Origin of the sequence: Bacillus sp. FSL M8-0256 (assembly GCF_038005765.1) — a bacterium.
Taxonomy (GTDB): domain Bacteria; phylum Bacillota; class Bacilli; order Bacillales; family Bacillaceae; genus Bacillus; species Bacillus safensis.
In genome coordinates this window covers 1,476,635-1,502,436 of sequence record NZ_JBBOTU010000001.1, presented here as the reverse complement: position 1 = coordinate 1,502,436, position 25,802 = coordinate 1,476,635, and the positions used below count along the sequence as shown (strand labels likewise).

General features: G+C 41.2%; 26 protein-coding genes and 1 pseudogene. 8 read left to right on the top strand and 19 right to left on the bottom strand.

Annotated elements, in window-relative coordinates; genetic code table 11:
- Nucleotides 1-69 precede the first annotated feature (69 nt).
- A complete protein-coding gene (def, locus tag NSQ76_RS07575) occupies nt 70-627 on the top strand; it encodes a peptide deformylase (protein ID WP_024424751.1) in 558 nt (185 codons plus the stop codon).
- Nucleotides 628-666: 39 nt separating this feature from the next.
- Here def and NSQ76_RS07570 read toward each other — a convergent pair whose 3' ends face one another.
- Complete coding sequence (locus NSQ76_RS07570; protein ID WP_034623309.1) at nt 667-1,446, bottom strand: Cof-type HAD-IIB family hydrolase; 780 nt, start codon at nt 1,444-1,446, stop codon at nt 667-669.
- A 397-nt stretch (nt 1,447-1,843) separates the two neighbouring features.
- Here NSQ76_RS07570 and NSQ76_RS07565 point away from each other — a divergent pair, with 397 nt between their 5' ends.
- Complete coding sequence (locus NSQ76_RS07565; RefSeq protein ID WP_008345114.1) at nt 1,844-2,053, top strand: DNA-dependent RNA polymerase subunit epsilon; 210 nt, start codon at nt 1,844-1,846, stop codon at nt 2,051-2,053.
- Between the two features lie 5 nt (nt 2,054-2,058).
- The gene (gene rnjA / locus NSQ76_RS07560; RefSeq protein ID WP_012009818.1) at nt 2,059-3,726 is read left to right on the top strand and encodes a ribonuclease J1; all 1,668 of its coding nucleotides are present in this window, start codon (nt 2,059-2,061) and stop codon (nt 3,724-3,726) included.
- 99 nt (nt 3,727-3,825) lie between these two features.
- Here rnjA and ade read toward each other — a convergent pair whose 3' ends face one another.
- From ade to NSQ76_RS07535, 5 genes are all read right to left on the bottom strand, one after another.
- The gene (gene ade, locus NSQ76_RS07555) at nt 3,826-5,553 is read right to left on the bottom strand and encodes an adenine deaminase (RefSeq protein WP_034623311.1); all 1,728 of its coding nucleotides are present in this window, start codon (nt 5,551-5,553) and stop codon (nt 3,826-3,828) included.
- A 261-nt stretch (nt 5,554-5,814) separates the two neighbouring features.
- A complete protein-coding gene (locus NSQ76_RS07550; protein WP_008345123.1) occupies nt 5,815-6,483 on the bottom strand; it encodes a potassium channel family protein in 669 nt (222 codons plus the stop codon).
- Between the two features lie 37 nt (nt 6,484-6,520).
- On the bottom strand, nt 6,521-7,357 hold the full coding sequence (locus NSQ76_RS07545) for a gamma-glutamylcyclotransferase (RefSeq protein WP_034623312.1): 837 nt from the start codon (nt 7,355-7,357) through the stop codon (nt 6,521-6,523).
- 4 nt (nt 7,358-7,361) lie between these two features.
- A complete protein-coding gene (locus NSQ76_RS07540) occupies nt 7,362-8,672 on the bottom strand; it encodes an ATP-binding protein (RefSeq protein WP_024426886.1) in 1,311 nt (436 codons plus the stop codon).
- Between the two features lie 144 nt (nt 8,673-8,816).
- Nucleotides 8,817-9,095: an AbrB/MazE/SpoVT family DNA-binding domain-containing protein gene (locus NSQ76_RS07535; protein ID WP_024424746.1), complete on the bottom strand. Its 279-nt coding sequence runs from the start codon at nt 9,093-9,095 to the stop codon at nt 8,817-8,819.
- Nucleotides 9,096-9,371: 276 nt separating this feature from the next.
- Here NSQ76_RS07535 and mreBH point away from each other — a divergent pair, with 276 nt between their 5' ends.
- From mreBH to NSQ76_RS07520, 3 genes are all read left to right on the top strand, one after another.
- Nucleotides 9,372-10,379 carry a rod-share determining protein MreBH gene (gene mreBH, locus NSQ76_RS07530; RefSeq protein WP_024424745.1) on the top strand — a complete coding sequence of 336 codons (1,008 nt, stop codon included), beginning with the start codon at nt 9,372-9,374 and terminating at the stop codon, nt 10,377-10,379.
- Nucleotides 10,380-10,453: 74 nt separating this feature from the next.
- Complete coding sequence (locus NSQ76_RS07525; RefSeq protein ID WP_003210922.1) at nt 10,454-10,585, top strand: protein YkpC; 132 nt, start codon at nt 10,454-10,456, stop codon at nt 10,583-10,585.
- 107 nt (nt 10,586-10,692) lie between these two features.
- Complete coding sequence (locus tag NSQ76_RS07520; RefSeq protein ID WP_024424744.1) at nt 10,693-11,925, top strand: aminopeptidase; 1,233 nt, start codon at nt 10,693-10,695, stop codon at nt 11,923-11,925.
- Nucleotides 11,926-11,964: 39 nt separating this feature from the next.
- On the opposite strand, the gene NSQ76_RS07515 is transcribed toward NSQ76_RS07520, so the two are convergent.
- Nucleotides 11,965-13,584, bottom strand: a complete 1,620-nt coding sequence (locus tag NSQ76_RS07515; protein WP_024426884.1) for an ABC-F family ATP-binding cassette domain-containing protein — start codon at nt 13,582-13,584, stop codon at nt 11,965-11,967.
- A gap of 143 nt (nt 13,585-13,727) precedes the next feature.
- Between NSQ76_RS07515 and NSQ76_RS07510 the strand changes: the two genes are divergently transcribed.
- Nucleotides 13,728-14,003, top strand: coding sequence for a hypothetical protein (locus NSQ76_RS07510; RefSeq protein WP_024424743.1), 276 nt, complete (start codon nt 13,728-13,730; stop codon nt 14,001-14,003).
- 63 nt (nt 14,004-14,066) lie between these two features.
- Here NSQ76_RS07510 and lepB read toward each other — a convergent pair whose 3' ends face one another.
- The 8 genes and pseudogenes from lepB to NSQ76_RS07470 all read right to left on the bottom strand — a co-directional run bounded on the left by lepB (nt 14,067) and on the right by NSQ76_RS07470 (nt 22,354).
- The gene (gene lepB / locus NSQ76_RS07505; protein ID WP_029706712.1) at nt 14,067-14,639 is read right to left on the bottom strand and encodes a signal peptidase I; all 573 of its coding nucleotides are present in this window, start codon (nt 14,637-14,639) and stop codon (nt 14,067-14,069) included.
- Nucleotides 14,640-14,850: 211 nt separating this feature from the next.
- Nucleotides 14,851-16,738: pseudogene (locus NSQ76_RS07500) on the bottom strand (PTS fructose transporter subunit IIABC).
- A 13-nt stretch (nt 16,739-16,751) separates the two neighbouring features.
- The gene (gene pfkB, locus NSQ76_RS07495; protein WP_024426881.1) at nt 16,752-17,663 is read right to left on the bottom strand and encodes a 1-phosphofructokinase; all 912 of its coding nucleotides are present in this window, start codon (nt 17,661-17,663) and stop codon (nt 16,752-16,754) included.
- Entirely contained in the window at nt 17,660-18,415 is a 756-nt protein-coding gene (locus NSQ76_RS07490) for a DeoR/GlpR family DNA-binding transcription regulator (RefSeq protein WP_039178192.1), read from the bottom strand. Before NSQ76_RS07490 ends, pfkB begins: the two co-directional genes overlap by 4 nt.
- Nucleotides 18,416-18,733: 318 nt before the next feature.
- On the bottom strand, nt 18,734-19,927 hold the full coding sequence (locus NSQ76_RS07485; RefSeq protein WP_341053244.1) for an ABC transporter permease: 1,194 nt from the start codon (nt 19,925-19,927) through the stop codon (nt 18,734-18,736).
- Nucleotides 19,914-20,615: an ABC transporter ATP-binding protein gene (locus NSQ76_RS07480; RefSeq protein ID WP_341053243.1), complete on the bottom strand. Its 702-nt coding sequence runs from the start codon at nt 20,613-20,615 to the stop codon at nt 19,914-19,916. Before NSQ76_RS07480 ends, NSQ76_RS07485 begins: the two co-directional genes overlap by 14 nt.
- The gene (locus tag NSQ76_RS07475; protein WP_268501274.1) at nt 20,612-21,718 is read right to left on the bottom strand and encodes an efflux RND transporter periplasmic adaptor subunit; all 1,107 of its coding nucleotides are present in this window, start codon (nt 21,716-21,718) and stop codon (nt 20,612-20,614) included. The genes NSQ76_RS07480 and NSQ76_RS07475 overlap by 4 nt, the downstream gene beginning before the upstream one ends.
- 9 nt (nt 21,719-21,727) lie before the next feature.
- Nucleotides 21,728-22,354: a YIP1 family protein gene (locus tag NSQ76_RS07470; protein WP_341053236.1), complete on the bottom strand. Its 627-nt coding sequence runs from the start codon at nt 22,352-22,354 to the stop codon at nt 21,728-21,730.
- A gap of 517 nt (nt 22,355-22,871) precedes the next feature.
- On the opposite strand from NSQ76_RS07470, the gene NSQ76_RS07465 reads away from it, so the two are divergent.
- Complete coding sequence (locus NSQ76_RS07465; protein ID WP_024424734.1) at nt 22,872-23,249, top strand: Rok-like winged helix domain-containing protein; 378 nt, start codon at nt 22,872-22,874, stop codon at nt 23,247-23,249.
- 47 nt (nt 23,250-23,296) lie between these two features.
- Here NSQ76_RS07465 and moaD read toward each other — a convergent pair whose 3' ends face one another.
- From moaD to NSQ76_RS07445, 4 genes are read right to left on the bottom strand one after another with little or no spacing between them, the layout of a single operon-like run.
- Nucleotides 23,297-23,530, bottom strand: coding sequence for a molybdopterin converting factor subunit 1 (gene moaD / locus NSQ76_RS07460; protein WP_024424733.1), 234 nt, complete (start codon nt 23,528-23,530; stop codon nt 23,297-23,299).
- Entirely contained in the window at nt 23,523-24,014 is a 492-nt protein-coding gene (locus NSQ76_RS07455) for a molybdenum cofactor biosynthesis protein MoaE (protein WP_268423222.1), read from the bottom strand. The genes moaD and NSQ76_RS07455 overlap by 8 nt, the downstream gene beginning before the upstream one ends.
- Entirely contained in the window at nt 24,011-24,535 is a 525-nt protein-coding gene (gene mobB / locus NSQ76_RS07450) for a molybdopterin-guanine dinucleotide biosynthesis protein B (RefSeq protein ID WP_208946632.1), read from the bottom strand. The genes NSQ76_RS07455 and mobB overlap by 4 nt, the downstream gene beginning before the upstream one ends.
- A complete protein-coding gene (locus tag NSQ76_RS07445; protein ID WP_341053229.1) occupies nt 24,517-25,794 on the bottom strand; it encodes a molybdopterin molybdotransferase MoeA in 1,278 nt (425 codons plus the stop codon). The genes mobB and NSQ76_RS07445 overlap by 19 nt, the downstream gene beginning before the upstream one ends.
- Nucleotides 25,795-25,802 lie beyond the last annotated feature (8 nt).

Genomic DNA, 25,802 nt, shown 5'->3' with positions numbered 1-25,802 from the left:
TTATTTCATTGCATATGTTGTGTATCATTTTATATACTTTACATACAAAGGAAATAGGAGTGAAGTTTTGTGATTACCATGGATGATATCGTAAGGGACGGACATCCCGTCTTAAGACAAACAGCTGAAGCGGTCGAGCTCCCGCCGACAGAAGAGGAAAAACAGCAATTAGCTGACATGATCGAATTCGTCAAAAACAGTCAGGATGCTGACATTGCTGAAAAATACGGACTAAGACCCGGCGTTGGATTGGCAGCTCCGCAAATCAATATTAGTAAACGAATGATCGCTGTTCACTGTGAGGATGAAGACGGAGAAGAATACAGCTATGCTCTGTTCAACCCGCGTATTGTCAGTCATTCAGTCAAAAGAGCTTATTTAGCGACTGGTGAAGGCTGCTTATCAGTTGATGAAGCCATCCCTGGATTTGTTCCTCGATATCAAAAAATCAGGGTCAAGGCCACTACGCTTGAAGGAGAGGACATTGATATCCGTCTAAAAGGGTTCCCTGCCATTGTCTTTCAGCACGAAATTGACCATTTAAATGGCATTATGTTTTATGATCATATTCAAAAGGATCAGCCGTTCGCTGAGCCAGAAAACTCTGTTGCGATCGGCAGATCATAACATAAAAAAGAAGACCCGGCGATCTAAGGGTCTTCTTTTTTATTCATCAATGAGGCCAAGCTGGGTCACTGCATGGAATATGCCGTCCTCATCTACTGGCTTTGTCACAAAATCAGCCAATGCCTTCAGTTCACTCACAGCATTTCCCATCGCCACGCCTGTTCCAGCAAACGAAATCATTTCTCTATCGTTCAGTCCGTCTCCAAAGGCAATGGTATCCTTTTGATCGTAAGGAAGTCTTTCGATGACTCGTTTGATTCCTTCAGCTTTTGATCCGCCTTTTGGCAGAACGTCTGTTGACAGCTCATGCCATCTGACAAGGTCAATTTCTTCGCGGAATGCCTTATACTCCACTTCCTCTTCTGCCTTACAAAATAACAGCATTTGAAAAATGTCGTTTTCTTTAAAGAAAGATACATCGTGCTCAGGATGCTCGGTTTTTAAAGTACCGATTCCTTCATGGATAAACGGATGATTCGGCACAGACGCCTTCATCGTTTCTTCTCCCATAAAAACAAGCGGATGATCATGACGATCCGCTGTCTCATAAATCCGCTCCATCAGCTCCTGCTTCAGCGGATTGCCGTAAATAACGTCTCCCTCATACATGACATACTGACCGTTATAAGCAATGAATGAGTCAAGCCCTAATTCTTCTAAAATGGGCCGAATCAAAAAAGGTGAACGCCCAGATGCAATGAAGAGATGATGACCTTTTTCTTTTAATAAATGAACCGCTCGCTTCGTTGACTCAGGTATATTTTTATCATGGTCATATAAAGTACCGTCAATATCAAAGAAGATGACTTTTTTATTCATATCTCGCCCTCCTGCTCTTCGTTATGTATACACACTCCCTTTCATCATACAGAAAGATTTCCGCTTTCGAAACCAATTCCTTTTGAAAGCGCCTATTTCCCACATATAACCATGTAACATTCAATAGAAACATCATATAATACAAGTATATAGAGAGACCGGAACACGCTGGTTAAGCTTACTTCAACCCGAAAGGAGGCGGCATGTGATGCTTCGTCGTCTGCGTAAGAAAATTCGAAGACAATGGAAGGACATGCTTCGTAAAAAATCGATTGCTTAAAGGGATCTTCCGCACATTTGCCGAAGGTCCTTTTTTCTCAGAGACTTTTCTTATGCGCGTTTTTTTAATATAATAGAATAAGCGAGTGTAACATACGGTATTTAAGGAGAGATTTGGATGATATATAAGGTATTTTTTCAGGCAAGTACTACTGAGGTACCTGTAAGAGAACACACAGATTCACTATACGTTGAAGCGGTTTCTGAAAGAGACGTACGCGATAAGTTGAAAAAACATAACTACAACATTGAATTCATTCAGCCTGTAGACGGTGCTTTTTTAGACTATGAACGAGAAAGTGAAAATTTTAAAGTATTGGAGCTATGAGAGGAATGAAATTTGTTAAAAACGATCAGGCGGCAGTTTTTGCGCTCGGCGGTTTAGGCGAGATCGGTAAAAACACGTATGGCGTTCAATTTCAAGATGAAATCATTTTAATTGATGCAGGTATTAAGTTTCCTGAAGACGAGCTTCTTGGAATTGACTACGTCATCCCTGACTATACGTACTTAGTTAAAAACGAAGATAAAATCAAAGGTCTTTTCATCACTCACGGACATGAAGACCACATCGGCGGTATCCCTTACCTTCTCAAGCAAGTGAATATTCCAGTTTACGGCGGCAAACTCGCAATCGGCCTACTTCGTAATAAATTGGAAGAGCACGGTCTCTTGAGACAAACAAAACTTCACATTTTTGAAGAAGAAGATACCATTAAATTTAGAAAAACAGCTGTGTCTTTCTTTAGAACGACTCACAGTATTCCAGATTCTTATGGAATTGTCGTCAAGACACCTCCTGGTAACATCGTACATACAGGTGATTTCAAGTTTGACTTTACTCCTGTTGGCGAGCCTGCCAATTTAACCAAAATGGCTGAGATCGGAAAAGAAGGCGTCCTTTGTCTTTTATCTGATAGTACAAATAGTGAAATCCCAGAATTTACGATGTCTGAAAGACGCGTAGGTGAAAGCATTGATGACATCTTTAGAAAAGTCGATGGACGCATCATCTTTGCCACGTTTGCTTCCAACATTCACAGACTTCAGCAAGTGATTGAGTCTGCTGTTGCCAACGGCAGAAAAGTCGCTGTATTTGGACGCAGTATGGAATCTGCCATTGATATTGGTCAAGATCTTGGCTATATTAAATGTCCAAAAAACACGTTTATTGAACATAATGAAATCAACCGCCTTCCGGCAAACAAAGTGACCATTCTTTGTACTGGAAGCCAGGGTGAACCGATGGCAGCTCTTTCTCGTATTGCCAACGGTACTCACCGCCAGATTTCTATTAACCCTGGAGACACTGTTGTCTTCTCATCTTCACCGATCCCAGGTAACAATATTAGTGTAAGCCGCACCATTAACCAGCTTTATCGTGCAGGTGCTGAGGTCATTCATGGCTCACTTAATAATATTCATACATCTGGTCACGGCGGACAAGAAGAACAAAAACTCATGCTCCGTTTAATTAAACCAAAATTCTTTATGCCGATTCACGGTGAATACCGCATGCAAAAAACGCATATCAAGCTTGCGAATGATTGCGGCATCCCTGAGGAAAACTGCTTTATCATGGATAACGGTGAAGTTCTTGCACTGAAAGGTGACGAAGCAAGTGTCGCTGGCAAAATTCCATCAGGCAACGTGTATATCGACGGAAGCGGTATTGGCGATATCGGAAACATCGTTTTAAGAGACCGCCGCATTCTTTCTGAAGAAGGTCTTGTCATTGTCGTCGTGAGCATGGACATGAAAGAATTCAAAATCTCTGCTGGTCCTGATTTGATCTCAAGAGGTTTTGTCTACATGAGAGAATCTGGAGACCTGATCAACGATGCACAGGATTTAATTTCAAAGCATCTTGAAAAAGTAATGGAACGTAAGACAACTCAGTGGTCTGAAATTAAGAACGAAATTACTGACACCCTTGCACCTTTCCTTTATGAAAAAACAAGACGCCGTCCAATGATCTTACCGATTATTATGGAAGTGTAATCATAAAAAGAGACACAAGCCGCTTGGCTGTGTCTCTTTTTTTCACTATTCATTGAAAAAAGCGCATATATACAAGGTACACATGCGGTTTCTCATTTTTTATTGAATTGGGAGATGCTGAAAGCTTCTGACATCAAACAAACCCTTTGTCGTCATTTTCACATCAGGAATGACTGGGAGTGCCAAGAAGGACAGCGTCAAAAATGGATTAAAATCTAATGTAAAGCCTGTTTCTTTCAACGCTTCATGGAGTGCATGAAGGCTTTCATTTACAAGATGTGCCGGCTGATCTGAAAGTAAACCAGAGATCGGTAATGGCAGCGTATGAAGAGACTGACCCTCTTTGACAACCGTCAAACCGCCCCCTGCTTCTTTTAATGCGTCAATGGCTTTCACGATATCAGCATCATTTGTGCCAACCGCAATTAAATTGTGAGAATCATGCGCAACCGTTGTTGCAATTGCGCCCTTTTCTAATCCAAAGCCGCTGACAACCCCTATCCCCATTTCAGATAAGCCTTGATGGCGTTCAACAAGCACCATTTTTAATACATCTCTTTCTGTATCACTAGTGAATTGTCCGTTCGTTTCTGATGGAGAGATGCGTTCTAATTTTGTTTCTAGCTGATTTGGAATAATGCGGATGACATTCATTTTTTGATGAGCTGTGATAGGCAGAGACAGATCTTGCTCTTGAACGTCTATAGCATGAACAGATTGTAATAAGGCTGGACTTGGTGCAATTTTTTCGACACTTGGCTTGTACTCTCCATGCTGCGCCACCAATTCTCCTGCAATAAATACGCTGGTGATGTCTACTTGATGAAGATCAGAGACAAGCATAAAATCAGCATCAAAGCCTGGCGCAATGGCTCCCTTTGTTTTGAGGCCAAAACACTCCGCTGCGTTTAAACTTCCCATTTGATACGCTAAAAATGGGTCTAACCCTTCTTTTATAGACATACGTACTTGTTCATCAATACTTCCTTCAGCCATTAAATCATCTAAATGTTTATCATCGGTACAAAAGAAAAAACGTCTCGCATTCTTTTCATTCACAGCTGGTAAAACGTTTTTCACGTTTTTGGCAACAGAGCCTTCTCTCAGCATGACATACATGCCTCGTTTTACACGTTCAAGGGCTTCGCCGGCTGTTGTTACCTCGTGATCGGTTTGGACACTAGCTGTGCGGTAAACGTTTATTAATCGGTCCGTTAAGCCTGCTAAATGGCCATCAATCAATTTATTCTCATTTTGAGCATCAAGCAGTTTTTGAAGCATATCTTCTTCAGCCTGCTCCACACCGACGTAATCCATCACCTCGGCAAGACCAAGTACCTCTTTCTCTTGATACAAAGGCTTTAAATCTTTCGCTTTTAAAACAGCACCTGATCGTTCAAAACTAACTGCCGGTACGCAGGATGGCAGCATGAAATAAATATTTAAGGCAGCTTTTCTCGCTTCTTCCAGCATAAAACGGATGCCTGTGATCCCTGACACATTGGCAATTTCATGCGGGTCTGTTACGACAGTTGTCACACCGCGCGGGACGACAGCTTTGGAGAATTCAGCAGGGGTCACCATAGAGGACTCGATATGAACGTGGCCATCAATAAAACCGGGTACAAGCATTTGACCTGCTGCATCCAGCTCCTGTTCTCCCTCGTACTCTCCAATCCCTACTATTTGTCCATTTTCAACAGCGACATCAGCGTCTAGCCATTCCTGGTTAAACACGTCCATAACCTTCGCATGTTTAATCACTAGGGCTGCTTTTTTTCTCTTTGCAGCTACTTCAATTTGATGTCTGAAAAGCTCCTTATCCAACGACACTGCCTCCTCCAAGTAAACAATATAATGTTTCTTATCGTAAACGAATCTGTTTGCCCAGTCAATGACATTTAGAGAAAATCATCCAGATAAAAAGACTGATTTTTATTTCTGAATAGTGATAATTGCATGAATAATATGATGATTGACTTTAGCTGTTTATGCAGAACAAAACAGCCCTTTTAAATGTCTTCTTCCCTCTTCACTGTCCACCTCATGTGTACACAATCATATAAAAAAACACCCCGCCCAGGGTGTTTAATAATCGTTCTGCATTTCTCGTTTTTCAAAGCGTCCAATATCGGCTACTGCCCCAATGACAATCAGAATATCTTCTTTTTGAATCATTTCATCTGCGAGCGGTGAAACAATCACTTCTTTTCCACGCTTAATCGCCACAATATTAATGCCATATCTCGCTCGAATATCGAGATCTAGAAGAGAATGCCCTGCAAGCCTGCTGTTGGCAACGATTTCAATGAGGCTGTACTCATCTGACAGCTCAAGATAATCTAATACGTTATTGGAGATGATTTTATGTGCAATTCGTCTGCCCATGTCCCGCTCTGGATGAACGATGCGATCAGCCCCAATTTTATTTAGTACCTTTTCGTGATAGTCGTTTTGCGCCTTTACTGTGACCATTTTAACGCCAAGCTCTTTCAGCATGATCGTCGTTAAAATACTGGCCTGAATGTTTTCACCAATCGCAACGATGACATGATCAAAATTGCGAATGCCGAGATTTTTTAAAACAGATTCATCCGTCGAATCACCAATGACCGCATGTGACGCAATTTTCGCGTATTCGTTCACTCGATCTTCATTCATATCCATGGCCATGACTTCAAGTCCTTCTTCGCTCAGCGCCTTGCAAATACTTCCGCCAAAGCGTCCAAGACCAATGACTGCATATTCCTTTTTCATGTTCAGACTCCTTTTATCTCACTTACCATGCATTTTACTACGGTTTGATTAACGAATCCATATGCGAGCGAATTTTTTTGCGGAACGCTTCACTTAAGTAAAGATCTGCTCCTTTTTCAATTTCACTGCGGTAATGACCTGGCGGAGCAATTTCATCGCTCTTTTGAAGAACTAGAAAGGTTAAACAGTCTGCATATATTTGATCACCTATTTTGACATCGACAAAAGCTGGACGATATGTGCCCTCATAGACGCCTTCTCGTTTGTACAAATATCGAATGGCATCAAAAGGAACCTCATATAAAACGCCCTCTGTTTCTCCGCCGTCTTCTACCATATCTGCTCTTGATCCATCAGGCCTCACCAACGTAAATCTAGTTGTAAAGCCGTTCAGAGCACCGCCGCCGATGATTTGTTTAAAATAATGATCAACTTCTGCCAGTTTAAATCTTGCATCATCCATACAGGAGCCATAGGCAAAATAATAGAAGGATGCCGGCTTCTGCTGCCACAGTCTATATTCCTTCCAGCAGCCGCTCTCGATCTCCTTCAGAGATGATGCCTTCTGCTTTGGTAAAGTGTATGTAACAGCCGCCACCAGCCCTTGGTCTGTCATGACATCGACCACCTGCTTGTCATACCCTTCCTCAAGAAAATCTATCTTATTCAGCGTGCTTGCGGTTACCTCGTACAATTCTCCATATACTGTGCTTTTCTCTTCTAGAACGCACGCAGGGTATCCTTGACCTGTATCATAGATTCTGCCGCTGATCCAAGCTGATTTAGCTAATGGCCTGCTATCTTTCATATACGCCTCGTGGTGCTCTTCATGCTGCAAAAGCGTCCCATATACAAATAAAGCTTTCACCTTCATGAAATCACGTCCTCTCGCCTTGCTGCTGTCTGCATTTTTGCCACACAGGTAAATAGATATGAAAAGCTGTACCTTTTCCCAGCTCACTGACCACATCCATCCTACCGTGATGATCTTTTAAAATCGCTGCACAGATGGTGAGGCCAAGTCCCGTCCCTTCTGTTTTCGTGGAGAAGAAAGGATCATATATTTTCTGAATATCCTCTTCAGACATCCCTTTTCCTTCATCTTGAATGGTAATTTTCCATTCGTTCATCACTTTTTCTGTTGATATGTATATGCTGCCGCCTTCGGGCATTGCCTCAATGGCATTTTTGATTAAATTAATGAACAGCTGCTTCATTTGATTAGCGTCTGCTAATATAGCGCCGGCATCCTGCTTTTTAAATGGCTGTTTGAGATCAATATTCGAAAGGACTGCATTGGTTTTCAGCAATGTAATGACCTGCTCTAACAGTCCATGAAGCTGAACTTCTTGAAAATGGACCGACTGCGGCTTTGCCAGCACAAGCAGCTCACTTAAAACAAAATCAATCCGTTTAATTTCGGAAAAGATAATGTCAAAATAATCGGTTCTTTCAGGATATTGTGTTTTCATCAGCTGCAAAAAGCCGTTTACTGAGGTCAGCGGATTTCTGACTTCATGGGCGATTCCAGCGGCTATTTGTCCTGCAACGGCTAACTTTTGCGCCTGCATTTGCACTTGTTGATTTGATCTTTCAAGTTCAAGCTTTGCCAGCTTTTGTTTTGTAATATCTGCAACTGTTCCAATACCTCCAGTAAACTGGTGCTGCTCATCAAAGTAGAGCTTATAATGAACGTCTCCCCATACTTTCTTTCCCTCTTTATGAAGAAGCTGCAGCTCGATCCGCCCTGAATCTTTATGCTCTTTGATGACAGATGACAAATGCTGAATAACTCTTTCTTCTTGATCAAAGTACTGATTGTACATCGTACCTAGACATTCATCTATGTCATAGCCGGTCATTTGTTTCCATGCTTGATTTAAGAAGATGATGTGCCCTTTTTCATCTGTTTCAAAGACAATTTCTTGCAAGTTATCTGTAATTCGATTCAGCCGCTCTGTCAGTTCGTGTGCTTCTTTTTCTCTCTTATTTAGATCTGACACAAGTAAATTCAAGCGGTCTACATATCCTGAGACAATCCAGATCCCTGCTAACACAACGACTGTAAAGGCTAGATCGAGCGGCCAATTAATTTGATAGCCGCCTAGATAATAAAAGAAATCCCAGCTTATGATTAAGATAAATGCAAGAACAGATAACACGATCCGCACTTGATATGTTTTGTTCAAATGATTCCACCTGCCGCCCTGAGATTCTTTGTCAATTGTACCATTTTCCACTTATTTTTTGAGGGAGATGGGGCATTTTTAAGGAACTTTTTTAAAGAAAAATAGCCTGTTCTCAGCACAAAGGAAGAGAGCAGGCTATTTTGATTACTTCTGAAGAGCTTCTTGCAGCTCTTTTAACAGCAGTTCTGCGCCTTCAGCGCTTAATGTAATTTGACCATTTCCATATTCATGGTTCTCTGATGTAATCTCACCAGTCATGAGACAAACGCCCTCTGGCTGATATTTTTTCAAGACGATTTTATCTCCATCTATAAAAAATTCCATACTGTCTTTAATAGCGATATCAAGTGCTCTTCTCAATTCGATTGGCATCACAATACGCCCTAGTTCGTCTACTTTTCTTACGACTCCGATAGATTTCAATTTCGTTCCCTCTTTCTTTCATTAGCTCAAGATCAATCTGTTTTTCACCAATTGATATATCGTAGACGTAAGAGATTCTTAAAAGGTTTCTCCTCTATAAAAATTTTTTTCATAAAAGAAAAAACAAAGGGAAAATTTATTGTGATTGTCAAAATGATACTTGAATTTTACAGATTCATTTCAAGGTGATCACAAACCCCCACAAATGACATCAACCCTCTGAACTTTTAAATGTAAAATTGTTTAAAACAGCAAAAATAGAGATTGGGTGAAAACATGTTTCAAAATGCCGAAATTGGAATTGATTTAGGAACAGCTAACATATTGGTTTATAGTAAAAATAAGGGAATTATTTTAAATGAACCGTCCGTCGTAGCAGTTGATACAGAAACAAAGACTGTACTTGCCGTCGGATCAGAAGCAAAAGAAATGATCGGGAAAACACCTGGGAAAATTGTTGCGATCCGTCCGATGAAAGACGGTGTCATCGCTGATTATGATATGACAACAGATTTACTTAAACAAATCATGAAAAAAGCAGGAAAAAATATCGGGTTTACCTTCAGAAAGCCAACTGTCGTTGTATGTACACCTTCTGGTTCAACGGCTGTTGAGCGCCGCGCCATCAGCGATGCTGTGAAAAACTGCGGAGCAAAACATGTGCATTTAATTGAAGAACCTGTTGCAGCTGCCATCGGTGCTGATCTTCCGGTAGACGAGCCTGTTGCGAACGTCGTAGTCGATATTGGCGGCGGAACAACAGAAGTTGCAATCATTTCATTTGGCGGCGTTGTCTCTTGTCATTCGATCCGAATTGGCGGCGATCAGCTGGATGAAGATATCATTACGTTTGTCAGAAAGAAATATAACCTATTGATCGGTGAACGGACTGCCGAGCAGGTGAAAATGGAAATTGGGTATGGTCTCATTGAGCATGAGCCTGAATCATTAGAAGTGCGCGGGCGCGATCTTGTGACAGGTCTGCCAAAAACGATCACACTTGTCTCTCATGAAATTCAAGGCGCCATGCGAGAATCACTTCTTCATATTTTAGAAGCGATCCGTGCCACATTAGAGGACAGTCCTCCAGAGCTAAGCGGAGATATTGTAGACCGCGGCGTCATTTTAACTGGCGGAGGCGCTCTTTTAAATGGAATTCAAGAATGGCTTTCTCAAGAGATTGTTGTTCCAGTCCATATTGCAGCCAATCCCCTTGAATCTGTTGCAATTGGAACAGGTCGTTCATTAGAAGTGATCGACAAATTGCAAAAAACTTTAAAATAATCTTCTTGTTCTACTTCTTTTTTTGTCATTTCGATCATATCGTGAGAAATGGATAAACGTGAAGGAGGAAGAACATGTTGCTTGATTTAGGTAAACGGGTCGTTGTCACAGTCATTTTAACGGGTATTATTTTAGGAGGAATGAGCCTGTCGTTTTCACATATGCCGCCTTCTAATGCACAGCCTGTGAAACAACTGAACCGCTAAAAAAGCCGCACGAAAGCGGCTTTTTTATTTTGGCTTTAAACGGGCTCCCCATTTTCCTTTTCGGTCATAAATCTGATATGATGAACATGACTAAAGGAGGGGTTTTTATGAGTTCATTTGAAAAACAACTAGATCAATATGCGAAGACCATCGTTGAAGTCGGTGTGAATGTACAAAAGGGACAGGAAGTCGTTGTATCCGCATTTACTGAATCTGCACATCTTGTTCGTCTTGTAGCGAAACACGCGTATGAGCGCGGGGCGAAAAACGTACATATCCGCTGGAGTGATGGTGTTCTCACCCGTTTAAAGTATGAACATGCACCGCAAGATGTATTTGAGCAATTCCCTGAATGGGAAGCACAGATGATGGAAACCATCGCAAAACGCGGAGGCGCTTTTATTACCATCCTGTCAGAAAGCCCTGACCTTTTGCGAGGCATTGATTCGAAAAAAATCGCTGCACAGCAAAAAGCTGCTGGTTCAGCACTACATACATATCGTCAATACGTTCAATCTGACAAAGTCGCTTGGACAGTCGTAGGTGCTGCATCAAAAGAATGGGCGAAAAAGATTTTCCCTGACCATACAGATGAAGAAGCTGTCACGTTATTGTGGGATCAAATCTTTAAAGTCGCACGCGCTGATCAAGCAGATCCAGTTGAGGCTTGGAAAAAGCACGATGCGTCATTAAACGAAAAGGTCAAAATACTCAATGAACGCCACTACCACAAGCTTCATTATGAAGCACCTGGCACAGACTTAACGATCGAGCTTCCAGAGCAGCATATTTGGGTGGGTGCTGGCAGCGTAAGTGAACGCGGCGTTTCGTTCATGGCCAACATGCCGACAGAAGAAGTCTTTACCGTACCGAAAAAAGACGGTGTAAACGGGACAGTCTCAAGCACAAAGCCGCTCAGCTATGCTGGAAACATCATTGATGAGTTTTCATTAACCTTTGAAAATGGCCGGATTGTGGATGTGAAAGCAAAAGAAGGCGAAGATATTTTAAAATCTCTCGTTGAAACAGATGAAGGCTCTCATTATCTAGGTGAGGTTGCCCTCGTACCAGATGATTCACCAATTTCTAACTCAAATATTCTTTATTACAATACACTTTACGATGAAAATGCATCAAATCACCTTGCCATCGGCAGCGGATATGCGTTTAATATCGAAGGCGGAAAAGAAATGAAACGAGAGGAATTGGATGCTGCGGGTGTGAACAGCAGTATTACACACGTTGATTTTATGATTGGTTCAAAGGAAATGAATATTGACGGAATCACAAAAGACGGGAAACGTGAACCGATCTTCCGAAATGGAAACTGGGCGATTTAATCAAAAAAAGACATCCACATTTGGATGTCTTTTTTTGTGTTATGCGTAAAGCTCTTCAAGTCTTTTTTGGATGTCTTGATCTGATAAAAACTCATCATATGTTGTTTGTTTATCGACGATGCCATTTGGCGTCACTTCGATAATCCGGTTTGCGACTGTTTCAACAAACTGATGGTCATGAGATGAGAAGAGCATAGCTCCTTTAAAGCTCATGAGACCGTTATTCAGCGCTGTAATGGATTCTAGGTCTAAGTGGTTCGTTGGCTCATCCAGCAGCAATATATTCGCTCCAGACAGCATCATTTTTGATAACATACAACGAACCTTTTCTCCTCCTGATAAGACACTTGCTTTTTTCTTCACTTCTTCCCCAGAGAAAAGCATACGTCCCAAGAAACCACGCAGGAAGCTTTCGCTTTGATCATTCGGAGAATATTGACGGAGCCAATCCACGAGATCAACATCGTTTCCTTCAAAGTATTCACTATTATCTTTCGGGAAAAAGGCTTGTGACGTTGTGACGCCCCATTTAAATGATCCGCTGTCTGGCTCCATTTCACCAGCAAGGATTTTAAATAAAGTGGACACAGCAAGCTCATTACGGCTTAAGAACGCAATTTTATCTTCGCGGTTCATAATAAAGCTGACATTATCCAGTACTTTTACACCGTCAATTGTTTTTGATAGACCTTCTACTTGAAGGACATCATTTCCGATTTCGCGTTCTGGTGCAAAATGAACATACGGATATTTACGTGAAGACGGCTTAATGTCATCTAAAGAGATTTTATCAAGCAATTTCTTTCTTGATGTCGCTTGCTTCGATTTAGAAGCGTTCGCACTAAACCTGGCAACGAATTCTTGAAGCTGCTTAATTTGTTCTTCTTTTTTCTTATTTGCTTCTTGGCTTAGTTTAAGCGCTAACTGGCTGGACTCATACCAAAAATCATAGTTACCGACGTATACTTGGATTTTTCCGAAATCAAGATCCGCAATATGTGTACATACTTTATTTAAGAAATGACGATCATGCGAAACGACGATGACGGTATTTTCAAAGTTAATGAGGAACTCTTCGAGCCACTGGATTGCTTGTAAGTCCAAGTGGTTCGTCGGCTCATCGAGAAGAAGAACGTCAGGCTTGCCAAATAAAGCTTGAGCTAAAAGTACTTTTACCTTTTCAGAACCGCCAAGCTCAGACATTTTCTTCGATTGAAGGCTTTCTGGAATGCCAAGACCCTTTAATAGGATCGCTGCTTCACTTTCAGCTTCCCAGCCGTTTAATTCGGCAAATTCACCTTCAAGTTCTGCTGCACGAATCCCGTCTTCATCTGAGAAATCAGGTTTCATATAGATCGCATCTTTCTCCTGCATCACATCATATAGACGTTTGTGACCCATGATGACGACTTTCAGCACTTCAAACTCTTCGTATTCAAAGTGGTTCTGTTTTAAAATCGCTAAACGCTCGCCAGGACTCATATGAACATCGCCCGTTTGAGGCTCAATTTCGCCAGAAAGAATTTTTAGGAACGTTGATTTACCAGCTCCATTGGCACCAATTAATCCGTAACAGTTGCCAGGAGTGAATTTAATATTTACTTCTTCAAATAGTTTACGATCAGCAAAGCGCAAACTAACATTATTTACTGCAATCATTTATTAATCCTCCATCACTCATTCATCATTATGAAGTATAACATGAATAACGTTTGATAGAAACGTCTCTCGCTAAGAACGAAGGCTTTTTGTCTATTATGATATAATAAACGGGAATGATTGATTGAAGGAGTTCGGGCGATTTGAGATTACTCACACTGATGGAATACTGTTTATTGATTTTCTTTATGGGCATTTATTTATCTGCAACAGGCTTTAATGCGAGGGACTTTGGCCTTTATATTGGGCTTGTCCTGATTTACACACTGGTTCACATCTTTTCCAAACGCTTTTTACAAAAGCGGGGAAAAGAAAACCAAAAGATCGGATTGTTTCGATCCGTTTTAGCCATTACCGGATCTGTGTTCGCTTCTGTTCTTGCGATTGTGATCATTGTGACGGTGCTCACACCAAATTAAAAACGACCCTTCTGTAAGGGTCGCTCGTTCAAGTACCTTTCTCTTGCCCATGAGAAGGTGCTTTTATTTTGTCTGTCGAATATCGCCAAATGGGAAGAAAACAAATTCTGATGTCCCGACAACCCGATCCTTTTCAATGAGGCCAAGTCCATTTCGGCTGTCCATGGAATTGAGTCTGTTGTCCCCCATCACAAAGTAATCGTTTTTCGGTACTTTTACTGGACCAAAATCTCCAGTTAAATGCACTTCATACTCTTTCGCATGCGCCTTGTTCTCTTTTAAATAAGGCTCATCTACTTTTTTTCCATTAATGTAAAGCGTATCATCCTTCATTTCAATCGTATCACCTGGAAGGCCGATTAACCGTTTGACATAATGAATCTTCTGACCATCTTTTCCATTAATAATCACGATGTCACCGCGTTTCACACCACCGAGATAGTTAATGGTTTTGTTGACAAACAGCTTTTCCCCGTCATGAAGTGTCGGTTCCATTGACTCTCCTTCCACCACATACGGTTCAAATATAAACGTACGGATGAGCAAGACGAGCGCAAGTGCGATTAAAATGGCTTTGATCCATTCAAATAGTGAACTTTTCTTCTCTGTTTTGGCTTGCTTCGCATCAGATTGAATTTCATTTTCGTTTTGTTTGTTTTCTTCGTTCAAAATACTGCTTCCTCCTAAGACTTTCTGCTAAAAGACTTGAAACGTGAATTGAATAACTTTACTTTATCATATGTCATTTAAAAATTCACAAGACAACCATCTAATTAGATATTTTTTCCTAATTCACTGATAATTAAACAAAAAGAAGCACCGTTTTACACGATGCTTCTCTTCTGCATTACGCTTCTTGTCTGACTGGTTTTTTCAAAATACCCAGTAAAATCGCTGTCACAACGGCACCGATTAAGATGCTGATGATATAAAGAACTGGATGATTTGTTACCCAGAAAACAAATAGTCCGCCATGCGGTGCAGGAAGCGTCACTCTGAAGAATTCCGTTAATCCGCCAGCAACTGCTGCACCAATAACAGCTGAAGGAATCACACGAAGAGGATCTGCCGCCGCAAATGGGATCGCTCCTTCCGTGATGAAGGCAGCTCCCATGAAGTAACATGTAATCCCTGCTTCACGGTCACGTTTTGAGAACTTATTTCTAAAGATCGTTGTTGCAAGTGCAATACCTAGTGGTGGAACCATTCCGCCTGCCATAATCGCAGCATGCGGTGCATAGTTGCCAGCAGCAATCATCGCAAGACCAAATGTGTAAGCCGCTTTGTTAATTGGGCCTCCCATATCAATTGCCATCATACCAGCTAAAATAATACCCATTAAGACAAGGTTTCCCGTACCTAATGATTCAAGCCAATGTGTTAATCCGTCCATCACCATTTTCACTGGTGTGTTGACAATATAATGCATGATAATGCCTGTGAAGAAAATACCGAACAATGGATACAGCAGAACCGGTTTAATCCCGTCGAGTGTCTGCGGTACGAATGTGAATACTTTTTTGAGCAGCACAACAATGTAACCTGCTAGGAAACCAGCAATCAATCCGCCTAAGAACCCTGCACCTGCTGCTGACGCCATAAAACCACCGACCATACCTGGCGCAAAACCTGGACGATCTGCAATACTCATGGCAATAAATCCAGCCAATACCGCAACGATTAAGGCAAGCGCATTATCGCCGCCAATTCCTTTTAAGACAGCTGCAAATGAATTAAATGAAGGGTCCTTAGGATCTGCTGAGTTAATGCCCCAGAAGAATGAAATCGCAACAAGAATACCGCCTCCGACAACAAATGGAAGCATGTTACTTACACCACTCATTAAGTGCTTGTAAAATCCGCTTCTTCCTTTGCCAGATGATTCATTTTCCTCTTTAGAAGAACTGCCGCCTGAACCTTTATAAATCGGCGCATCTTGATTGATTGCTTTTTCAATTAATTCCTGTGGACGGCGAATACCAGCTGTTACAGGGACTTCAATGACATGCTTGCCTTTAAAGCGTTCCATTTCTACTTGCTTGTCCGCTGCCACAATGATGGCTGGTGCTTCTTCAATTTCTTTTGCTGTAAGGGCATGTTTAATACCGCCAGAGCCGTTTGTTTCAACTTTAATGTCAACGCCCATTTCTTTTGCTTTTTCTTTCAAAGCATCTGCTGCCATAAATGTATGGGCAATACCTGTCGGGCAAGCGGTTACCGCTAAAATTTTAGCAGGTTTTCCTTCTGCAGCCGGCTCCTCTTGAACTTCCTCTTCTTCTTCATCATCTTGATCATGTGTATTGATGATCTCAATGATTTCATCTTCAGTCGCCGCTTAGCTGCTTTCGAATTTCTTCACGCATAAGAAGTGTGGATAAACGAGAAAGTGCCTCTAAGTGCGTGTTGTTTGCGCCTTCAGTTGCGGCAATCATAAAGACAAGATGACTCGGCTGCGCGTCTAGTGATTCATAATCTACACCAGCAGTTGAGCGGCCAAATGCAATGGCAGGCTCTTTTACACTCGCTGTTTTAGCGTGCGGGATGGCAATTCCTTCGCCAATACCAGTAGAGCTCTGTTTTTCACGATTGATCACAGCTTCTTTGTAGCCCTCTTTATCATTTAACTTGCCTGCTGTATCTAAAACAGTGACCAGCTCTTCAATGACTGCTTCTTTCTGCTGGCTGTCTAATTGAAGCTTAATGGTATGCTTCGTGAGTAGTTCTGTAATTTTCATGATGACTCCTCCTTTAAATGCGTGTGACTTTTACTTGTGGTAATAGTGTGTCAACAAGCTCTTTTGTGCCAAGCTCCTCAGAAAAGGCTGTAGCGCTTCCTGAAGTAACACCAAGCTTAAATGAATCTTCAATTGAAAGGCCTTTTGAAACGCCGGCTAAAAACCCTGCAACGACTGAATCTCCTGCTCCAACTGAATTAACGAGCGTTCCCTTTGGAACATTGGATTGATAGATTCCTTCTTTACTGAATAAAAGGGCACCATCTCCAGCCATGGAGACGATGACATGTTCAGCACCTTGTTCTAACAGCTTTTTCCCATAAGGAATTGCTTCTTCTGCTGATGAAATACTCGTCTCAAACATTTCACCCAGTTCATGATGATTTGGCTTCATTAAGAACGGTTTCATGTCTGCTGCTTTTTTTAACGCTTCGCCAGAAATATCAAGAACAACTCTTACACCTTGCTCTCTGCAAACTTCAGCAATACGCTCATATGTGTTATGAGGTAATGAAGAAGGAATGCTACCAGCTAAAACCACGACATCTCCTTCAGTCAATGAAGAAAATTGAGATAGAAACGACTCAAATTGCGTTTCAGTAATTGATGGGCCGAGTCCGTTGATTTCTGTCTCTTCACCTGTTTTTAGTTTCACATTGATTCTTGTATCTTCTGACACCTCGTGAAAGGCTGTTTGTAATTGTTCGTTCTGTAAAAAATCTTGAATATATTTGCCTGTAAATCCACCAATGAATCCAAGTGCTTTTGATTCAACACCGTGACGTTTTAATAGCCTTGAGACATTGATTCCTTTACCACCTGGATATTTTTGATCATAGGTTGAACGATTTAAACCGCCGACTGCAAAATCCTCCACGTGTACGATGTAATCAACTGATGGGTTTAAAGTAACTGTATAAATCATGTTTTCACTACCTTTATAACCGTTTTTTCATGGTAATTATCGAATGAATCCTCTTTTGCGTCGTTTGTGATAATGGTGGCTTCCTGTAAACTAGCAAAGGTTGAAAACGATATTTCGCCAAACTTCGAGGCATCTGATAAGATATAGGTTTTTTTCGCCTGTTTCATGGCTCTTTTTTTCATGAGCGCTTCCTCTGGATCAGGTGTTGTAAAACCCGCCTCGGGATGAATGCCGTTTGTCCCAACAAAGCTTTTGTCAAAACGATAATTTTCCATCGCTGTCAAAGCTGCGGCTCCCACCATGGCTCCTGTTCGATGTTTCACTGATCCGCCTATCAAGTAAAAGGTAATGCCTTTTCTCATGAGTGCTTCAATGTGCATCACACCGTTTGTCACCACGACAATATCTTGATCTGGATCGATATATTCAATCATTTGCTGTGTGGTTGTACCAGCATCTAAATAAATACAGTCACCTTGTTTTAAAAGAGATGCCGCTGCCTCTGCAACCAATGACTTTTCTTGAAGGTTTTTGGCAGATTTCTCAAATACATCTGGTTCAAGGCGAATACTCGAAATCTTGGCTGCTCCCCCATGAACCCTTTTAAGAAATCCTTTTTCTTCAAGGGCTGATAAATCTCTTCTAATTGTAGATTCAGACGCATCCGTCATCATCGTTAAGTCCTGTATTTTAATGACATCATTTTCTTCTAAGCTGTCAATAATGAGTTGATGTCTTTCCGGTGTTAACATGAGAACACCCCTTTTGAAAACGTATTCATTTTGCGCGCACCTTTATTGTAATCGCTTTTTTCAACATTATCAATACAAAACAATCAAATACATTCAATAACTATCAAAATCTTTCACCATGGTCATCTTACCTTTATATGTACCATTTGTAAACTGAAAAATATGTGACATTAAGATGAAAGTCATGATATTAGCATTTCTATCATTTTTTATTTCATTCAATGGAACTAAAAAAAGCTTCTATGCGATTTGCATAAAAGCTTTTGATGTGTAATGAAGGCAAATGTAAACCATTTGTATGCTTTTTTCTCCTCCGAATCATTCATACCTGAGCGATTCAATAGGGTCTAGTCTCGCTGCTTTATTCGCAGGAATTAACCCAAAAACAATACCAATGAGCATACTAAACAGTATGCCTCCACAAACCACTTGCCAAGATACGAGAGACGGCCAGCCGGCAAATAGTGATACTAGCGAAGCACCGCCTAATCCAAGTGCAATTCCCATCAGCCCGCCGATGAGTGTTAAAACGACAGACTCAATTAAAAACTGAACGAGAATTTGTGCCCTTGTTGCGCCCATCGCCTTTCGAATACCGATTTCTCTTGTCCTCTCTGTCACAGAAACGAGCATAATATTCATTACACCGATGCCGCCGACAAGTAAAGAGATTCCGGCGATTGAGCCAATGATCGTTGTCATAACGGACGTTATTTGACCGATCCCCTCTGCGATTTCTTCCATATTGATCATTTCGTAAGCATCTTCTGTATGATGATTTTCATTTAGTATGACAGCCGCGCTCTTTCCTACTTCCTTCATTTGATCCGCATGTGCGACTTGAATAGACAACTTATCATATTCATTCATACCAAATGTGGAGGTGAGCATCGCAAATGGGACATATATTTCATTCATATCAAATGAAAACATCCCTTTCTGTTTTGCTAACACACCGATGACTTCAACTGGCTGTCCGTTCATCCAAATCAGTTCACCTAATGCCTTTTGTCCATTGAATAATTCTTTTTGTAAGCCATCCGAGATGAGGGCAGCTCTTCTGCCGCTTCTAAAGTCAATATCTCTTAAATTCTGTCCTTCTGCGATTTGTAATGAATGTACATCCGTATACCCCTCATTTATGCCGTTAACGGTCGCATCAACTGTTGTATCTTGAAATCTCAGCTGCATTCCTTGTGCAGTCGAGGAAGCGACCTGCTTCACCCCATTGATTGTCCTAATGCTTTTTATGTCTTCCTCAGTAAATGAGGCTTCGAATAAAGCATTTGGATTTGCATTTAACTCTTCGTCAGAAGGCGTATATGTCATATCAATGGTATTGTTTGGACCTGAAATCGATCCTTTTAACATTTGCTCACCGCCTTGACCGATCGCCACGACTGCAATGACTGATCCAACACCAATAATAATCCCAAGCATCGTTAAAATAGAACGTAATTTATGAGCTAAAACCGAATTCAGCGCTATTTTGATATTTTCAAAGAGTTTCATTCATAGCGTCCCCTTGTATCCATCTATCTTCAACAAGCCGTCCATCTCTCAGAACGACCGTACGGTTTGTATACGCAGCTATTTCTTCTTCATGGGTGACAAGCACAATCGTTGTCCCTTCCTCATTCAGCTGTGTAAACTGTTCCATAATTGACATGCTTGTTTTTGAGTCGAGCGCACCAGTCGGTTCATCTGCTAAAATAAGCTGAGGCTTATTGACAATCGCTCGTGCAATTGCCACCCTTTGCTTTTGTCCTCCTGACAACTCACTTGGCATATGTTTCATTCGATCTGCCAAACCAACCTTTTCAAGCGCCAATTCCGCACGTTCTTTTCTTTCCTTTTGACTGATCCCAGCATAAATCATTGGCAGTTCAACATTGCGCCTCGCATTTAACCTTGGTAGGAGGTGAAATTGCTGAAAAACAAATCCAATGGATTGATTTCGAATGACCGCAAGCTCTTGATCCTTTGCTGCTGACAGCTCTGTACCTTGAAAATGATATTGTCCTGTCGTCGGGCGGTCTAAACAGCCAATAATATTCATTAATGTTGACTTTCCAGAGCCGGACGGGCCCATAATGGACATATACTCGCCTTTCTCAATGACAAGATTCATGTCACTTAATACATCAAATGTTTCGTGTGCGACCTCATAGCTTTTTGTTACGTTGGAAAGCTGAATCATTCAGCATCCACTTCCATTCCGTCATACATATCATCTGCTATATGAGCAATGATTTGATCCTCTGCCTTGACACCTTTTGTCACTTCAAGATCATGACCTGACGTTTCCCCTATGACCACTTTTACTTTTTTCAGTACATTTTTTCGAACAACATAAACGTATTGTCCATCAGTCTCTTTTTTTACCGCTGTTTCAGGAATCGTTTGCGCTTGGCGCTTATCTGTTTCAATTTCCATGATCATTTTAAAACCAGGCTTCGCCTCAGGTTTCTTTCCCTTTATTTCAACTTCAACAGGATATTGAACCGTTTGATCGCTCGAAGTTGTTTCGGCTGCATTCTGGACAGGAACAGCGCCCACTTTTTTCACGACTCCTTGCCAGCTCTTCCCGCGAATGACATCAGACGTTACCTTCACTTTTTGTTTCTTTTTGATTTTGATGGCATCATACTCTGAGATCAAACCCCGCACAATCATTTTTTTCTCATGACCAATATGGATGATCGGCTGTCTTTCTTCCGGCCCCCCTGCCCCGGCCTCTTGCTCAATGGAAATGACTGTTCCATCAATTTTACTATGTACGGTTAAATCTTCTATTTGCGCCTTTACTTTTTCTTGGCTGATCTCTGCTTGCTTTTGTTCTAATTCAGCCGCTTTCAGTTCTAATTGAAGCTGATCTCGCTCGCTTTTAGCATTAGCGTCAGATCCGCCTGCTTTTTTCTCATCTAATTCACTCAGCCTTTTTTGCAATTGTTCCAGTTTTAATGTACTTGACTCAGCTGCTAGTGCTTGCTGCTGCTCCTCAAGCTCCAGTTCCTTGTTTTCATATGTAAGAAGCGGCGTACCAGCCTTTACCTTTTCCCCTTCTTTCACAGCAATTCCCTTCAATTTCCCCTTTTCCTCTTCTTCATAGATGAACTGCTCTTCAGAGAACGAAAGTGTCCCGGGTGTCATCACCGTAGATGTGATTTCTTTCGGCGTGAGTTTGACTGTTTTAATCGCTGCTGTAGAAGCAGGCTTTGCTTGGTTTTTCGCAATATTAAATCCAATAAATAGTCCAATCACAATAATGAAAATAGATCCGATGATGATTTTCTTTCTCATAAAAACCTTCTACCCCCAGCTTACTGATATGTTAATTGCTGTTCCTATATATTGAAAAATTAACGATAAGATATAAAAAACGCCTATAATCACCCAAGAAATTCTCGGTGATATACGCCCAACTTGGATGAATAAAAAGCCTGTTAAAACAAGATTCCAGATTACAAAAAGATCGATATTGGCTAACACCGCCTGCCATGGACCAGAAATTCGAATGAGCGCGTTTAACGAGGTAACCGTGATGTCTTTTGGAACATGAAAAAGGATGACTGCCAAATGAGAAATAATCGTTCCAATGATCGTCACGGGCGTAATGAACAGGACCGCTGAAAACAGCTGCCGAAATGATGCATCACCTTTCGCTAAAAATACGATGAACTTATATATAGCTGCATTGATGACAATGCCAAATACCAGGCCAATGAGCGTCACCACATAATCAACAGGTACCGGCAAACTTAAATCTGCCCACATTCCCTTATTTACGTGCTCAGACAAATAAGTCACAACGACTGTTAAAATAAGCACACAAGATAAAGGCCACCAAACAACTGGATGTTCCCATACTCTATTCAGGTGCTCTGATGGTCTTGTGCTCACTCCAATGATCGTAGGTTTTTGCATGTTTTCTTTCATCAAATGTCATCCTCTCTATGTCAAGCAAGTATGCAAACGCACAATGACGCTCTTTTTCTTTCTATTTTATCAAAAGATTGCCAATAAGTGATCGATCATTTAATTTTCTTATTTTCGTTGAGAAAAAATTTTATCTATTATTCTATTTTCACGAATGAAATCCTTCAAATGACCTCATGATCCGACCATATTCATATCCAGAATCGTGCTTTTACTGACTTAAAAACATTTTATTAAGTAAACAATATGTCTTTCGGAATAAATATCCTTTTCTTTTGGATTCGCATGGTCTTACATAGACACAACAATTTTTTGTTAAAATAATCCTAGTAATTTCGGCAAATCCCGGCTTTATAGGACTATGAATGGTTTCTTTTACAGAACAAATAAGTCTTTAGTATCAATACTTTCATATTAAAAAATTAAAAATAAAGGGATTTTACTTGATCAAAAGTTATTTTTTCATATAATGTAAAATAGAGGTAGGTTAAATGATAGTGGAAATGGAGTCAAGTGAATGTTAAGAGAAAAATTGAAAATGCAATTGATTTTACTGTATGAAAAGGAACAAGAAGCATGGCAATACTTTCGAAAGGAAAGAGAATCGATTTATCATGAGCTCAAATTACTTGATATGAAAGAAAGCAGACCTTCTAACGACAAAATATACTACGCTGCAAGATGTGTAGATATTATTAAAGAGAAAAAGGGAAGCATTGTGAGCACAAAAGAATTAAAGGAACAGCTTCAAGCTCAAACAGATTTCAATGTGAGACGAATCAGCGAATTGTATGATCTCATTCAGCAGCTCGATCCTCACATTTCTAAAGCAAGAAGGGGATGTTTTATTTACGAAGATCACACCCAAGCACCTCTACAAACTTTTCACACATAAAAAATTGGTTACAGCCGGGTGGCCATAACCAAATCCTCTAATATCTATTATCCACCACTTACAGGAGGAATGAGTGCAACAGTGTCCCCGCTACGCACTTCAGCATTTCCCCTCGTATATATTTCGTTGACTGCAACCATTACATTTTGTGCAGCATCAACACCATATACCTCCTGTAATTCTATTTTAATCTCATCAACCGTTGTTTGATCTTTTTGAATGATGATTTGTTGTTTACCGGCCTTCTCAGCAAGGCCGGCGAACAATAACACATTAATCATGCTGATCACCTTCTTTTTCTGCAAGTTGAAGATGGCTAGGTTTACCTTCTGGATATGAAACCGTTTCGAGCTGATCACCTATCCAGGCCTCTCCATCTTCCCAATATTCTTTTTTCCAAATAGGAACGATTTCCTTGATTCGTTCAATAGCATATTCATTGGCTTCGTAGGCAGCCTTCCTATGAGGAGACGAAACGGCGATCACAACAGCAATATCGGTTATCTCAAGTGTTCCAATCCGGTGCACAATCGCAGCTTCAGTGTCAGGCCACCGATTCTTCATTTCTTGTCCAATCTGCCTTAGCATGTTTTCCGCCATTGGTATGTATGCTTCGTAGGTTAAACGCAATGTTTTCTTGCCGTTTGTCCATTCTCTGACCGTCCCGATAAACGTTGTAATAGCTCCTGCCTTTCGTCTTGTCACATGCTGAATCAATTCGTTTACCTCAATCGGCGTTTTTGTTATTTTAAAAAGTTCGCTCAAAACGTGCCGCCTCCCTTCAATAAGTGAAAAGCAAATGTCATCCCGCGCTTATCAAAAGCTGAAAACACAGGAAACGGGTAATTTTCGGTTAATGGATCCTCTTGAGAAAAATAAATAGCTGTTTGTATATTAGAAAGAGTTGAAAGGTCAATAAGCTCCTCTTCATTCTTGACACAAACGATTTTGCGATAAGGCGCCTGTTTGTACCCCTCTATGAGAACAGCGTCTAACGGAAGATGCTGACACATGTTGAGCAGCTGCTCTAACGTGATGTGCTGCATCGAAAAGTGAAATTCGCCCTCCCCTTCAACACCTGCGGCATATGCTCCTGCTTGTACATATCGCTCGGTATCTTTTTCTTTGAAAAGACGATCTGGTGTACCGCCATGTCCATGGTGTTTAAAGCAGCCTAGCTTCAGCCCTTCACATTCAGCCAGCTGACAGAGCTTTTCGATCAACGTGGTCTTGCCGCTATTTTGATAACCGACCACCTGTAATATGCTTAATCTGTCATCAAGCATGGAGACCCACCGCCTTTGTGCTGAAACAGCAGAACATCAACTTGATCACCTGCTTGAAAACCTCTTGTTCCCCCAGGCAGCACGATGAAACAGTCAGCCTCTGCAATAGAGGTCACTGCACTTGATTTATCAAGACCTGTTGGAGTCACACTGATCTGACTGCCAGTGAATTGAAGGGCCGCCCTGACAAAACGAGTGAACGGATTGGCTTTTGGAAAATCATGTGTGAGTTTCGCCTCAGCAAAAGTGGAAAACGGATTTTCTTTCCTATACCATTTATAAATGATCGGTTTCACAAATAATTCAAAGCCCACAAAACAGGCAGCAGGGTTTCCGGACAGCCCAAACAGCAATTGACCATTCGGCATTGCAGCCACAGTCGTCACACTTCCAGGTCTCATGGCTACTTTATTAAACAGGACCTTGGCTCCCAACTTTTCATAAATGGCAGGCAGAAAGTCAAAATCGCCCACTGACACACCACCTGTTGTGATCAGAATGTCTACCTTGCTCATGGCTGCTTTTACTGCATGATAACTTTTGTCAAAATCATCGGTGACTCCGCCTAAATCAAGCGGCTCAGCTCCGGCCTCAAGTACTTGCGCATAGACCATACTAAGATTACTATTTCTAATCTTGCCGTCCACCATGGCATCACTTACTTGAAGAAGCTCTGTGCCTGTTGAGATAATGCCAATCACCGGTTTTTTGACAACTGGCACTACCGCATATCCGAATGTCGCCAATAGAGCCGTGACGCCAGGAGTGACATCTGTTCCTTTTTTGACCATCACGTTTCCTTTAAGTACTTCTTCTCCTTGACGAGAAATATTGTCTCCCTTTTTCAGCGGTCTTTTCAGTGACATGAATGATTTGCCGCCTTTTTCAAAAGTCTTCGACAATTCAATCATGATGACGACATTTGCGCCATTTGGAATTTTTGCTCCTGTCATAATACGAATGGCCTGAAAGGGACCGATGGTTTTTGCTGAGACCATTCCTGCACCAATATGATCAATGACCTCGAATTCAACTGGATGCGCACTTGACGCTTCTTTTGTATCTTCTGCCCGAAGTGCAAAGCCATCATACGGAGAACGATCAAATGCCGGAACATCATGGTCTGCCAAAATATCTTCTGCAATAAACCGTCCAAGGCTGTCTTTTAAAGGGACCCATTCTATTTCTCCATGTTTTTCGTATTGGTGGACTTTCTTTATGGCCTCTTCTACTGGTATTGGCTGCCGTCTTTCCATCACACATCACT

Coding starts and splice junctions, on each gene's coding strand:
- NSQ76_RS07465 (WP_024424734.1), top strand. CDS start 22,872: ATGTTAAGAGAAAAATTGAAAATGCAATTGATTTTACTGTATGAAAAG.
- NSQ76_RS07470 (WP_341053236.1), bottom strand. CDS start 22,354: ATGAAAGAAAACATGCAAAAACCTACGATCATTGGAGTGAGCACAAGA.
- NSQ76_RS07515 (WP_024426884.1), bottom strand. CDS start 13,584: ATGATTGCAGTAAATAATGTTAGTTTGCGCTTTGCTGATCGTAAACTA.
- NSQ76_RS07525 (WP_003210922.1), top strand. CDS start 10,454: ATGTTGCTTGATTTAGGTAAACGGGTCGTTGTCACAGTCATTTTAACG.
- rnjA (WP_012009818.1), top strand. CDS start 2,059: ATGAAATTTGTTAAAAACGATCAGGCGGCAGTTTTTGCGCTCGGCGGT.
- NSQ76_RS07485 (WP_341053244.1), bottom strand. CDS start 19,927: ATGAAACTCTTTGAAAATATCAAAATAGCGCTGAATTCGGTTTTAGCT.
- NSQ76_RS07565 (WP_008345114.1), top strand. CDS start 1,844: ATGATATATAAGGTATTTTTTCAGGCAAGTACTACTGAGGTACCTGTA.
- moaD (WP_024424733.1), bottom strand. CDS start 23,530: ATGATTAATGTGTTATTGTTCGCCGGCCTTGCTGAGAAGGCCGGTAAA.
- mreBH (WP_024424745.1), top strand. CDS start 9,372: ATGTTTCAAAATGCCGAAATTGGAATTGATTTAGGAACAGCTAACATA.
- NSQ76_RS07570 (WP_034623309.1), bottom strand. CDS start 1,446: ATGAATAAAAAAGTCATCTTCTTTGATATTGACGGTACTTTATATGAC.
- NSQ76_RS07550 (WP_008345123.1), bottom strand. CDS start 6,483: ATGAAAAAGGAATATGCAGTCATTGGTCTTGGACGCTTTGGCGGAAGT.
- NSQ76_RS07490 (WP_039178192.1), bottom strand. CDS start 18,415: ATGTTAACACCGGAAAGACATCAACTCATTATTGACAGCTTAGAAGAA.
- NSQ76_RS07480 (WP_341053243.1), bottom strand. CDS start 20,615: ATGATTCAGCTTTCCAACGTAACAAAAAGCTATGAGGTCGCACACGAA.
- NSQ76_RS07475 (WP_268501274.1), bottom strand. CDS start 21,718: ATGAGAAAGAAAATCATCATCGGATCTATTTTCATTATTGTGATTGGA.
- NSQ76_RS07520 (WP_024424744.1), top strand. CDS start 10,693: ATGAGTTCATTTGAAAAACAACTAGATCAATATGCGAAGACCATCGTT.
- mobB (WP_208946632.1), bottom strand. CDS start 24,535: ATGCTTGATGACAGATTAAGCATATTACAGGTGGTCGGTTATCAAAAT.
- pfkB (WP_024426881.1), bottom strand. CDS start 17,663: ATGATTTATACAGTTACTTTAAACCCATCAGTTGATTACATCGTACAC.
- NSQ76_RS07545 (WP_034623312.1), bottom strand. CDS start 7,357: ATGAAGGTGAAAGCTTTATTTGTATATGGGACGCTTTTGCAGCATGAA.